This is a genomic window from Pseudomonas sp. S30_BP2TU TE3576 (genome assembly GCF_050436025.1).
GTDB lineage: Bacteria > Pseudomonadota > Gammaproteobacteria > Pseudomonadales > Pseudomonadaceae > Aquipseudomonas.
In genome coordinates this window covers 519383-531762 of the sequence record NZ_JBNDLK010000001.1, presented here as the reverse complement: position 1 = coordinate 531762, position 12380 = coordinate 519383, and the positions used below count along the sequence as shown (strand labels likewise).

Sequence of the window (12380 nt, the reverse complement as noted above, 5' to 3'; positions counted from 1 at the left end):
GGTTGGTCGACGCGACGAGGGAGCCAGCTCCCTCGTCGCCAGGTACGACCTCAGTTTTTGTCGAGATCGACGTTTCGGGTCTCACGCAAGCACAGCATCCCCACCACCAGGCTCACCCCGGTAATCACCACCGGATACCACAACCCGTAGAAGATGTCCCCGGTGTACACCACCAGGGCGAACGACACCGTCGGCAGGAAGCCGCCGAACCAGCCGTTGCCGATGTGGTAGGGCAGGGACATCGAGGTATAGCGGATGCGGGTCGGGAACAGTTCGACCATCAACGCCGCCAGCGGGCCGTAACACATGGCCGAGATGATGATCAGCGCGACGATCAGCGCCACGATCATCGGCTTGTTGATCTGCTGCATGTCCGCCTTTTGCGGGTAGCCGGCGAGAGTTACGGCACCGCGCAAGGAGGCTTCGTCGAAACCCTCGATCTTCACGTCACCGACGCTCACCTGCACGTCGCTACCCGTCGGTGCGACGGCACTCTGGTAGGGCAAACCCTGCTTGACCAGGAAGGTCTTGACCTTGTCGCACGGGCTGTCGAATTTCGCCTTTCCCACCGGGTCGAACTGGAAAGTGCAAGTGGCCGGGTCGGCCATCACGGTGATCGGTGCCTGGCGGCTGGCCAGGTCGATGGCCGGGTTGGCATAGTGGGCCAGGGTTTTGAAGATCGGGAAGTACAGCGCGGTGGCCAGCAGCAGGCCGATCATCAACACCGGTTTACGCCCGACCTTGTCCGATAGCCAGCCAAAGAAAATGAAGAAAGGGGCGCCAATGGTCACGCTGACAATCAGCAGACCGTTGGCTACGGCCGGGTCCATTTTCAGGAACTGGGTGAGGAAGAACAGCACATAGAATTGCGCGGCGTAGAAGGTCACCGCTTGTCCGGCATTGATGCTGAATAGCGCAATCAACACCACCTTGAGGTTTTCCCATTTGCCGAAGGAGTCGCGAATCGGCTGTTTGCACAGCTTGCCTTCCTCTTTCATTTTCACGAAGGCCGGCGACTCGTGCAGGCTCAGGCGAATCCAGGTGGAGATGCCCAGCAGCACGATGGAAAACAGGAACGGAATGCGCCAGCCCCAGACTTCGAACTGATCGCCGGTGAAGTAACGGCAGCCCAGCACCACCAGCAGCGACAGCAACAGGCCAAGGGTCGCGGTGGATTGAATCCAGCTGGTGTGGAAGCCTCGCTTGCCGATGGGCGCGTGCTCGGCGACATAGGTCGCGGCACCGCCATATTCACCGCCCAGGGCCAGGCCCTGGAGCATGCGCAGCATCACCAGGATGATCGGCGCGGCGATGCCGATGCTGGCGTAGGTCGGCAGCAGCCCGACACAGAAGGTCGCCAGGCCCATGAGGATGATGGTGGCGAGGAAGGTGTATTTGCGTCCGATCATGTCCCCCAACCGGCCGAACACCAGCGCGCCGAACGGCCGGACGATGAAGCCGGCGGCGAAGGCCATCAGCGCAAAGATAAACGCCGTGGTGTCGTTGACCCCGGCGAAAAACTGCTTGCTGATCACCGCCGCGAGGGCGCCATAGAGGAAAAAGTCGTACCACTCGAAGACCGTCCCGAGGGACGAGGCGAAGATGACTTTCTGGGTTTCCTGACTGGTGCCCGCGCTGCGCACGGCTTCCAGGGATTGAACGTGCTCTGACATACCAGTATCCCTCTCAGTGATTGTTTTTGTTGTTCCACTGGTGTTGCGTGTTCCATTTCAGGGGTAATGCTCGATGTCCGTGAATCTAATGCGATCCTTGTGGGAGCGGGCTTGCTCGCGAAGGCGTCGTGTCATTCAACGTTAATGTGAATGATCCACCGCTTTCGCGAGCAAGCCCGCTCCCACAGGGGGGGGGGGTTGCAGCGGAGTTAAGGATCATCTGTGCCGCCTTCTCGGCAATCATCAGTGTCGGTGAGCAGGTGTTGCCCGAGGTGATGCGCGGCATGATCGAGGCATCGGCAATGCGCAAACCGGGAATGCCATGGACCTTGAGTTGCGCATCGACCACGGCGTCGGCGTCATTGCCCATGCGGCAGGTGCCCACCGGATGGAAAATCGTGGTGCCGATGCGCGCGGCGGCTTCGTGCAGTTGTTCTTCGCTTTGCAGGCTGTCGCCGGGCAGGTACTCCACTGGATTGAAGGCGCGCAGGGCCGGCGCGGAGACGATGCGGCGGGTCAGGCGGATGGCATCGGCGGCGACGCGCAAGTCCTCCGGATGGCTCAGGTAATTGGGTTGGATCAGCGGCGCTTCTTGCGGATTGGCGGAGCGGATTTCCACCCGGCCACGGCTTTGTGGACGCAAGTCGCAGACCGATGCGGTAAACGCCGGGAACGCATGCAGCGGTTCGCCAAAGCGCTCCAGCGACAGCGGTTGCACGTGGTATTCAAGGTTCGCTGATGTCTGTTCCGGCCCGGAGCGGGCAAACGCGCCAAGCTGACTCGGCGCCATGGACAGCGGGCCGCTGCGGTCATACAGGTAGCGCAGGCCCATGCCCAGCTTGCCCCACAGGCTGCCGGCAATCTGGTTAAGGGTGCGGGCATTTTCCAGCTTGTAGATCAGCCGCAATTGCAGGTGATCCTGCAAATTGCCGCCAACACCGGGAAGCTCATGAGCGACGCCAATGCCCAGTCGTTCCAGCAGCGGACGCGGGCCGATGCCGGAGCGTTGCAGGATGCCTGGCGAACCGACCGAGCCGGCACAGAGGACGATCTCCTTGCGCGCCTTGAAGGTTTTCGCCTGGCCTTGCCAACGGGCACTGACTGCTGAGGCGCGGCCATTCTCCAAAAGCACGCGGTCGACTTCGACACCGGTCAGCACGGTTAGATTGGGACGCTGGCGAATCGGTTTGAGAAACGCCTTGGCTGCGTTCCAGCGGATGCCGGCCTTTTGATTGACCTGGAAATAGCCGCAACCTTCGTTGTCGCCCTGGTTGAAGTCATCGATGCTGGCGATGCCGCTTTGTTCGGCAGCACTGCGGAAGGCGTCGAGAATCGGCCATGACAGACGCTGGCGTTCGACTCGCCATTCGCCCGCAGCACCGTGAAATTCGGCGGCGCCGGCAAAGTGGTTTTCACTCTGCTTGAACAGTGGCAACACGTCCTGCCAGCTCCAGCCAGGATTGCCGTCGGCGGCCCAGCGGTCGTAGTCACCGGCCTGGCCGCGCATGTAGATCATGCCGTTGATGGAGGAGCAGCCGCCCAATACCTTGCCGCGCGGGTAGCTCAGGGCGCGACCTTGCAGCCCCGGTTGCGCCTCGGTCTTGAAGCACCAGTCGGTGCGCGGGTTGCCGATGCAGAACAGGTAACCCACGGGAATGTGAATCCACGCATAGTTGTCGCGGCCGCCGGCTTCGAGCAGCAACACGCGATGGTGCGGGCTGGCCGACAGTCGATTGGCCAACAGGCAACCGGCCGGCCCGGCCCCGACCACGATGTAATCGTATTCATCAAGGGAAGGCTGCATCCCTGACCTCGTTTGTTGTTCTTGTTGTCTGTCATCCTAGTTGTTAGCTTTCGTCAAAAGAATGTTAGTTTTTGCGCAGCTGCTGTGCGTTTTTAAACAGCATCCCGAACGGCAAAGAACAAGGACGATTCATGTTCGACTGGAATGACTTGCGGTTTTTTCTCGAATTGCAGCGCAGCGGGCGTTTACTCACGGCTGCACGTCGCTTGAACACCACTCATGCCACCGTGGCGCGACACATCGAGGCGATCGAAAAGAGCCTCGGTACGGCGTTGTTCGTCCAGCATGCCCAGGGTTACGAGATGACCCCGGCTGGCGAGGCGTTGCTTAAACACGCCGAAACGATGGAGAACGTGGCGTTGCTGGCCCAGGAAGAAATCACCCAGTCCATCGCGCCGCTGGGCAAGATCCGTGTCGGGGTGACGGAAGGGTTGGGCATCATGTTCCTCGCCAGTCGCATGAACGGCTTGTTCGAACGCTATCCGGGGCTGGAGGTGGAACTGGTGGCGGTGCCGCGTTTTGTCAGCATCCTCAACCGCGAGGCGGAAATCAGCATCCACCTGGAACGCCCGGCCGCCGACATGCTGGTTACCCGCAAGCTCACCGATTATCGCCTGGCGCTCTACGCCAGCCAGGACTACCTCGACCGCTCACCGCCGCTGCACAGCCGCGAAGACCTGGGGCGTCACGCCTGGATCGGCTATGTCGACGACCTGCTGTTCAGCCAGGAACTGATGTTCCTCAATAGCTTCTGCCGCAACCCGCAGGTGGTGTTTCACAGCACCAGCGTGATCGCCCAGCAGCAGGCTGCGCGCTCAGGTCTGGGGATTGCCGTGCTGCCGTGCTACATGGCCAGTGCCGACCCGGGCCTGGTGCCGCTGCTGCCGGACGAAAGCATCCAGCGCAGCTACTGGATCAGCACCCGCCGTGAACTGCACAAATCCGTGCGGCTGCGGGTGTTGTGGGATTACGTGGTGCAGATGTGTGAGCGGGAGCAGGGGTTGTTGTTGGGCGTTGCCTGAACTGGCGCCTTCGCGAGCAAGCCCGCTCCCACATCGGAACGCGGCTTCCTGTGGGAGCGGGCTTGCTCGCGAAGGCGGCGGTACATCCAATATCCATCTTGAGGTTTAAGCAAGAATCTCGAACGCCGTGCTGGCCAACCGTTCGCCATTGACCATGATGTGCACGGCATGGCGCCCCGCATAATGCCGGCGGGTGGTGAGCTCCTTGATCTGCTGACCACGGCTGACGACTTCGATGGCGTTGCCGGGCAGCGTCAGCGCCTTGAGTTTGAACACCTTCGCCGATGTGCTGCCGTTGGCCTTGACGTAATCGATGGCGTAGTCGATCACCAGGCGCTGGCTGCTTTCTATCGTGGATTTGACGGCAAACGACAGGGTGATTTTTTCTCCCAGGCCAATCACTGGCGGTTCGACTTTCACCCCGACGATCTCGACTTCAGGCTTGCCGCCCGCGCCGATGATCGCCAGTGCCCGCTGGTTGCCCTGTTTGATCAGGCTGCGTAGCGCGTGCCTGGCGATCCATGCGGTGTGCTTGTTGTCCAGCGACCAGCCTTCGATCAGGTCCAGCACCCATTCGGGATGATCCTTGGTGATGTCGTTGAGGTGGTTGGCCACGGACTTGCGCACGTACAGGCTGCTGTCTGCCTTGAGGTTGTCGAGGATACCAGCGGCCAGACGCGGATCAGCCTGCACCGGCTCCAGGCGAAACGACCAGGGCAGGCGTGGTCGGCAACCTTCGCTGGCGAGGCGCCGCACGTGTTCGTCGTCATCCAGGGACCAGGCATGCATCAACTTCAACGAGCGATCGAGCTCGCGGCGCAGGAAATGGCGGATCGCGAACTCCGAGGAACCGAAGGCAGTGAAGTACTTCAAGGCGTCCATCGAGACATCGAACGCATGGGCGCCATAACTGGCGACGTAATGCGGCAGGCACATGCTGACGAAGCCGCTGTTCAGGCGCGGGGCGAGGGCGCGCAGCACCTGCAGCGACGCCTCATAGTCCAGGGGCAGCACGGCGTGCAGGCACTCGCTGACCCGGGCCATGCGCTGCATGACGCTGAGATCCGCGAGGCCGGATTGGGCCAGTTTCAGGAAGCGCTCGGCCTCGAACGGCGGATAGACCGCGGTCATTTCGCCCGCGATGTGCTGGAGGCGCTCGGTGTTGAAGATTTCCTTCAGGGCTGGGGCAGGTTGGTCAGCCATGGTGGCTCCTTGGCAATTGTTGTTGATCCATCACACCGCGTTATCGTTCTTCGCGAGCAAGCCCGCTCCCACAGAAGAGCTTGTGCGCGACAAAGATCCAATGTGGGAGCGGGCTTGCTCGCGAAGAGGCCATTCCAGTCACCTCAATGCTTGCCCGCTTGCTCCTGCAATTGATCCGACTCAAACAACTTCGCCAGTTCAACCCGCGCTTCCTGCGCCGTCTGCATCACCTTCACCGCGTCGTCATATACCGAATGCTGGGCTTCAAGCACCTCTTCGTCGTGCTGCTTGAAGCGTTTGATCCGCGCATCCGCCTGGGCATGGGTCAATCCCAACCCGATCAGGGTTTGCCGGCTCATTTCCAGGCTCGAATGAAAAGTTTCGCGCACGGCATGAGCGCCGAGGTCCATCAGGCGGTGCACATGCTGACGGTTACGGGCGCGGGCGATGATTTTCATATGCGGATAGAGCTTGTGCACCAACTCGGCGGTCTTGATGTTGGTGTCCGGGTCGTCGGTGGCGATCACGAAATATTCGGCGTCCCCGACTTTGGCCGCGCTGAGGATTTCCGGGCGCATCGGGTCGCCATAGAACACCGGCACGCCACCAAAACTGCGGGACAGCTCGATGGTTTCCACCGATGTGTCTAGCGCCACGAACTTGATGTTCTGCGCGCGCAAAATCCGCGCAACGATCTGACCCATGCGGCCCATGCCGGCGATCACCACTCGAGGCGCGTCGGCATCGATTTCGCGGAACTTCTCCGGCACTTCCACCGGTTGCACTTTCGGGCTGACCAACCGTGCGCAAAGCAGCAGCAACAGCGGCGTCACGGCCATGGACAGGGTGATGGTCAGCACCAGCAAGTCATACAGTTCTGCCGCGAACAGCCCGTGATCGCGACCGATCTTGAACACCACAAAGGCAAATTCACCACCGGCCGCCAACACGATACCCAGGCGGATCGCACTGACCTTGTTCAAGCCCCCACCCAATCGACCGACAATGAACAGCAGTGGCAGTTTGATCGCGATCAGCAACAGGGTCAGGCCCAGCACCGCGACCGGCATGCTCAGCAACAGGCTCAGGTTCGCGCCCATGCCGACGCTGATGAAAAACAGCCCGAGCAACAGGCCCTTGAACGGTTCGATCTGAGCTTCCAGTTCATGGCGATACTCGGAATCCGCCAGCAGCAGGCCGGCGAGGAAGGCACCCAGGGCCATGGAAATACCGGCCAGCTCCATCAGCCATGCTGTGCCGATCACCACCAGCAACGCCGTGGCGGTGGAGACCTCTGGCAAGCCGGTTTTGGTCACCACGCGAAACACCGGCCGCAGCAGATAACGCCCGCCGATCACCACCACTGCAATGCTGAACAACACCTGCAGGCCGTAGTTCAGGTCTTCGCTGGCGGTGGTGCTGTGATCGCCACCGGCAAGCAGCGGCACCATGGCGATCAAGGGGATCGCGGCGATGTCCTGAAACAACAGAATCGCGAACGCCAGCCGCCCGTGGGGGCTGGTCAGTTCCTTGCGTTCAGCCAGACTTTGCAGGCCGAATGCCGTGGACGACAGCGCCAGGCCCAGGCCGAGGACGATCGCGGTGTTCAACGGCTGGCCAAACAGCCACAACGCCACCACACCAATCACCGTGCCGGTCAGCAACACTTGCGCCAGGCCCACGCCGAACACTGATTTGCGCATCACCCACAAGCGTCGCGGCGACAGTTCCAGGCCAATGATGAACAGCAGCAACACCACGCCGAGTTCGGAAATGTTCGCGACACTTTGCGGGTTGCCGATCAGGCCCAGCACCGACGGGCCGATGATCACCCCGGCAAACAGGTAGCCCAGAACCGCCCCCAGTTGCAGGCGCTTGGCCAATGGAACGATGAGCACGGCCGCCATCAGAAACACGACAGCGGCTTGTAGCAGGTTGCCTTCATGGGGCATGGGAAAACTCCAGAACTCGGTACTGCGGGGGTGACAAGGATAAAGGCTGGGCCCTTCGGCGTCAGCAAAACGCTCGGGCTTAGATGTTACAATTTGCATTAATTAGTTACATTCATAGCGTTTGCTGATCAATCCAACGGTCCCTCTCGAGTAATCCCCATGGCGATCAACTTCGACCTCAATGACCTGCAAGCCTTCCGTGCCGTGGTCGAGCAGGGCAGCTTTCGCAAGGCCGCCGATACGGTGCGTATTTCCCAGCCCGCCTTGAGCCGGCGCATCGAAAAACTCGAAGACGCCCTTGGTGTGCGGCTGTTCGAACGCACTACGCGCAAGGTCAGCCTGACCCAGGCCGGCCGCGGTTTCATGCCCAGCGTCGAGCGCCTGCTGGACGATCTGGACGTGGCATTGCTGGGCATCAGCGAAGTCGCTTCGACCCGGCTCGGCCACGTCACGGTCGCCTGTGTACCCTCGGCGGCTTACTACTTCATGCCACGGGTGATCGCGCACTATCACCGCCAGTTTCCGCGGATCAAGGTCAAGGTGCTGGACTCCAGCGCCCATGAGGTGTTGAGCGCGGTGGTCAACGGTGAAGCGGATTTTGGCCTGAGCTTCATGGGCACGCTGGAAGCCGAAGTGGATTTCGAGCCCTTGGTGCAAGAGGGGTATGTCGTAGCGTGCCGACGCGATCATCCGCTGGCGGGGCGAAGCAGTGTCACCTGGGACGAGTTCTATCAGCAGGATTACATCTCGCTGGATAAAACCTCGGGCAACCGTTTTCTGCTGGACCAGGCGTTGACCGGCGTGGTGCCGCAGCGGCCGAGCATCTGCGAAACCCGGCACGTAACCACCATGATCGGACTGGTGGAGGCTGGGTTGGGCGTAGCGGCAGTGCCGCTGATGGCGATGCCGGCAGCGGATCATCCGATCCTGACGCGGGTGCCATTGACCCATCCGCAGGTAATGCGCAGCGTCGGTCTGATCAAGCGCCGGGGTCGAACCCTGACCCCGGCGGCACTGGAGCTGGAACGGCTGGTGGTGGAGATGAAAGTCCTGCAGCCGTCAGTCAGCGACTGACCGAGTCCAGTCCGGTCGCTTTCACGTCCGGTTGAGCCTGGGCCGAGGCCATATATTCCAGCAAGGCTTTGGCTTCGGCCGGGTGCTGGGCACCTACCGGGATGCCGGCGGCAAACCGGGTCACCGATTGCACTGACTCCGGAATCTTCGCCACGAAGCTCACCCCCGGCACTGGCAACAATTCGCTGACTTGCTGGAAGCCCAGTTGATAATCGCCAGTGGCAACCACCGAGCCCACCGGGACTTTCGGCACCATCGTCGATTTGCGCTTGAGCTGGTCTTCGATCCCCAGGCGTTTGTACAGCTGCTGCTCGATGTACACGCCGCTGGCGCTGTCTGAGTAGGCCACCGATTTCGCGTCGAGCAGGGTCTTTTTCAGGCCCTCGACATTGCTGATATCCGGCTTCGGCGTACCTTCGCGCACCACCAGACCAATGCGTGAATCCGCCAGTTCAACTCTTGAAGCCGGATCGACTTTGCCCTGTTTGATCAGATCGTCCAGCGCGTAGCCGACCATGATCACCACGTCGGCTTGCTCACCACGAGCCAGGCGATTGGGAATCGCCTCTGGCGCCTTGCCCATGGATGGACCCAGTGCGGTGTCGAGGGTGTTACCGGTGGCGGCGGTGAACTTCGGGCCGAGGATCTTGTAGGCCGCAGTGAAGCCGCCGGAGGTCATCACGCGGATCTCTTCCGCTTGGGCAATGCCGCTCAAAACCAGGGTGGCCACCAGCGTGAGGGCGGCAAAACCAAACTGTTTTTTCATGGTCATGTTCTCGATAAAAGGCTGGTTCACGATGCCACCGGCTGCAGATGATTCGAGGCTCGGCGATAGAGCAAGAGCGTCGCGCACAGCGCGCACAGTGCTGCGAAACTCATCCAGTAACCGGGTGCAGCCTTGTCGCCGGTGTACTGGATCAGCAAGGTCGACATCGCCGGGGTGAACCCACCGAACACGGCCGTGGCCAGGCTATAAGCGAGGGAGAAACCGGCCACCCGAACCTCCACTGGCATGATTTCCGTCAGCGCCGGGATCATCGCGCCGTTGTACAGGCCATAAATGAACGACAGCCACAACAGCACCAGCAGCATATGGATGAAGCTCGGCGCATTGACCAGAAAGGTCAGCATCGGGTAGGTGGTGGCGATGGCCAGCAAGGCCATGGCGATCAACACCGGGCGTCGACCGATACGGTCCGAAAGTGCGCCGCCAATCGGCAGCCAGATGAAATTCGAGACGCCGACCAGCAATGTCACCAGCAGCGCATCGGACGTGCTCAGGTGCAACACGGTTTTACCGAAGGTCGGCGCGTACACCGTGATCAGGTAGAACGCGGTGGTGGTCAGGGCGACCATCATCATGCCCGCGAACACGATCAGCCAGTTTTGCCCCAGGGTGCGGAACACCTCACCCATGTTCGGGCGGTGTTTACGGGTGGCGAACTCTTCGGTTTCTTCCAGGTTGCGGCGCAGCAGAAAGATGAATGGCACGATCATGCAGCCGACGAAGAACGGAATCCGCCAGCCCCACTCGGCAATCGCACTCGGTGCCATCCACTGGTTCAAGGCGTAACCCAGCGCGGCGGCGACGATGATCGCCACTTGCTGGCTGCCTGACTGCCAACTGGTGAAAAAGCCCTTGTGGCCGGGTGTGGCGATTTCGGCGAGATACACCGACACGCCACCCAGTTCCGCACCGGCGGAAAAGCCCTGCAGCAGCCGCCCGATCAGCACCAGGGCCGGGGCGAACAAACCGATGGTTTCGTAACCGGGTACCAGCACAATCAGGATCGTGCCGCTGGCCATGATCGACAGGGTCACGATCAACCCTTTGCGTCGGCCCACATCATCGATGTAGGCACCCAGCACCACCGCGCCCAACGGACGCATCAGAAAGCCTGCGCCGAACACCGCGAAGGTCATCATCAGCGAGGCGAATTCGCTGCTTGCCGGAAAGAACACGGCAGCGATCTGCGTGGCATAGAAGCCAAAAAGGAAGAAGTCGAACTGCTCGAGGAAGTTGCCCGAGGTGACCCGGAAAATCGCACTGGCCCGGGAGCGACCGGCAGTCGCGGGCCGTTGGATTGATGCTGTCATTGACGTGTACTCCACCGCTTTTATGACGTGCGCCGACAGGACGCGGCGCACGGTTCTTATTGGGGTGGATAGTGGAGCAGGGGCATCGATATGTTAATTGCATTGTTGGCATGCATTGATGTGCAAAGTGGATCAATGCATCCAGGGAGAGGGCTGTACCTGCGTCAGGCTGGATGGCTGAACGATCAGATAAACGCCTCGATATGTGCCATCCCCCGGGTCACATACTCATCCTTCTCACCCACCGGGGCAAAATTGTTCAGCACTTCCCGGGCGGTTTCACGGCCTTTCAACCGGGCCAGGATCCAGGCCGCGAGATACGGCGACGCCAGGCAGCCACCCGCGGTGGCAATGTTGCCGTTGGCATGGAACGCCTGATTGACGACATTGACCCCGGCTTCCAGCACCCAGGGTTTGCTGATGGCATCGGTGCAGGCGGGGGCATCCCCGAGCAGGCCGAGTCTGGCCAGCAGGAAAGTGCCGGAACACTGGGCCGCCAGCAGTTGGCGTGCTGGATCGAATTGCAGTTGCGCCATGATCCCGGGGGTTGCGGCCACTTCCCGGGTCTTGCGACCACTGCCCACCAGCACCGCATCCGCCTGACAGGCCTCGGCGAGATCGATGTGCGCGTCGATGGTCAAGCCATTCATCGACGTGACCCGCGGCGTCGGCGACGCGATGCTTACGCGCCAATCCTTGTCCCCGAGTAGTGAAACCCGGCTGAGCATGCCGTAGGCGATCAGCGAGTCCAGTTCGTTGAAACCGTCAAAGGTCAGAATGGCGATGTGCATGGCGAATTCCGATAGGTTTTTGAGCAGCCTACTCGGGTGCAACCCGGTGTTGCCGGTACAGTTCGAAACATTCTTATGATAACAGTCATGTATCACGGCCCGGCACGAAGCGCTATTCGCTGTGTGCCCGCACCGGTTTCCCGCAGCCAGCGGATCGTTTCGTCGGGACAGACCAGCGCGACGATCAGGGTGAGCGTTGTTGAACCAAGGATGACACTGGTCCAGAGCAAGATCATTCGGGGATGGCCATCAGGGCGGTGAACCGTACGGTTAATTGTTGATTATTTTAGTTCAGCAAACAGCTTCGAATGCCGTGTGCGGAGGCGGCAATGGTTGCCAATCGAGGGCAAATCTGGGAAAACGGCGCCCGACAGGCCCTTGAGGGCGGGTGAGCATACGAGTGAAATCAATGAATGACGAGCTTCAGGTAATCGATCTTCAACTGGGTGACGGAAAAGCCGCCGTAAAAGGCGCGCTGATCACCACCCAGTACCGTGGCTGGCTGGAGGACGGGAGCGAATTCGATTCTTCCTACAGCCGTGGCAAACCCTTTCAGTGCGTGATCGGCACCGGGCGGGTCATCAAGGGCTGGGACCAGGGGATCATGGGCATGCGGGTCGGTGGCAAGCGCAAGTTGCTGGTGCCGGCGCATCTGGCTTATGGCGAACGCACCATGGGCAAGATCATGCCGAATTCGAACCTGATCTTCGAAATTGAATTGCTGGAAGTGCTGACGCGGGATGATTGACCGCGTATGCCTGGGA

General features: G+C 60.8%; 10 protein-coding genes. 3 read left to right on the top strand and 7 right to left on the bottom strand.

Features of this window, described 5'->3' with window-relative positions; translation table 11 throughout:
* Window positions 1-50: 50 nt before the first annotated feature.
* On the bottom strand, window positions 51-1673 hold the full coding sequence (locus tag ABIA48_RS02305; protein WP_429486887.1) for an MFS transporter: 1623 nt from the start codon (window positions 1671-1673) through the stop codon (window positions 51-53).
* A gap of 85 nt (window positions 1674-1758) precedes the next feature.
* The gene (locus tag ABIA48_RS02300) at window positions 1759-3477 is read right to left on the bottom strand and encodes a GMC family oxidoreductase (RefSeq protein WP_429486886.1); all 1719 of its coding nucleotides are present in this window, start codon (window positions 3475-3477) and stop codon (window positions 1759-1761) included.
* Window positions 3478-3608: 131 nt separating this feature from the next.
* On the opposite strand from ABIA48_RS02300, the gene ABIA48_RS02295 reads away from it, so the two are divergent.
* Window positions 3609-4499: a LysR family transcriptional regulator gene (locus ABIA48_RS02295; RefSeq protein WP_429486885.1), complete on the top strand. Its 891-nt coding sequence runs from the start codon at window positions 3609-3611 to the stop codon at window positions 4497-4499.
* A 105-nt stretch (window positions 4500-4604) separates the two neighbouring features.
* Here ABIA48_RS02295 and ABIA48_RS02290 read toward each other — a convergent pair whose 3' ends face one another.
* Together ABIA48_RS02290 and ABIA48_RS02285 are read right to left on the bottom strand one after the other, a co-directional pair.
* On the bottom strand, window positions 4605-5702 hold the full coding sequence (locus tag ABIA48_RS02290) for a DNA alkylation repair protein (protein WP_429486884.1): 1098 nt from the start codon (window positions 5700-5702) through the stop codon (window positions 4605-4607).
* A gap of 143 nt (window positions 5703-5845) precedes the next feature.
* A complete protein-coding gene (locus ABIA48_RS02285) occupies window positions 5846-7654 on the bottom strand; it encodes a monovalent cation:proton antiporter-2 (CPA2) family protein (RefSeq protein WP_429486883.1) in 1809 nt (602 codons plus the stop codon).
* Window positions 7655-7813: 159 nt separating this feature from the next.
* Between ABIA48_RS02285 and ABIA48_RS02280 the strand changes: the two genes are divergently transcribed.
* A complete protein-coding gene (locus tag ABIA48_RS02280; protein ID WP_429486882.1) occupies window positions 7814-8728 on the top strand; it encodes a LysR family transcriptional regulator in 915 nt (304 codons plus the stop codon).
* On the opposite strand, the gene ABIA48_RS02275 is transcribed toward ABIA48_RS02280, so the two are convergent.
* From ABIA48_RS02275 to ABIA48_RS02265, 3 genes are all read right to left on the bottom strand, one after another.
* Window positions 8718-9494, bottom strand: a complete 777-nt coding sequence (locus ABIA48_RS02275) for a substrate-binding domain-containing protein (RefSeq protein WP_310059329.1) — start codon at window positions 9492-9494, stop codon at window positions 8718-8720. The genes ABIA48_RS02280 and ABIA48_RS02275 overlap by 11 nt on opposite strands.
* 26 nt (window positions 9495-9520) lie before the next feature.
* Complete coding sequence (locus tag ABIA48_RS02270) at window positions 9521-10825, bottom strand: MFS transporter (protein ID WP_429486881.1); 1305 nt, start codon at window positions 10823-10825, stop codon at window positions 9521-9523.
* Between the two features lie 185 nt (window positions 10826-11010).
* Complete coding sequence (locus ABIA48_RS02265; protein ID WP_429486880.1) at window positions 11011-11616, bottom strand: DJ-1/PfpI family protein; 606 nt, start codon at window positions 11614-11616, stop codon at window positions 11011-11013.
* 409 nt (window positions 11617-12025) lie between these two features.
* On the opposite strand from ABIA48_RS02265, the gene ABIA48_RS02260 reads away from it, so the two are divergent.
* Window positions 12026-12364: an FKBP-type peptidyl-prolyl cis-trans isomerase gene (locus ABIA48_RS02260; protein ID WP_429486879.1), complete on the top strand. Its 339-nt coding sequence runs from the start codon at window positions 12026-12028 to the stop codon at window positions 12362-12364.
* Window positions 12365-12380 lie beyond the last annotated feature (16 nt).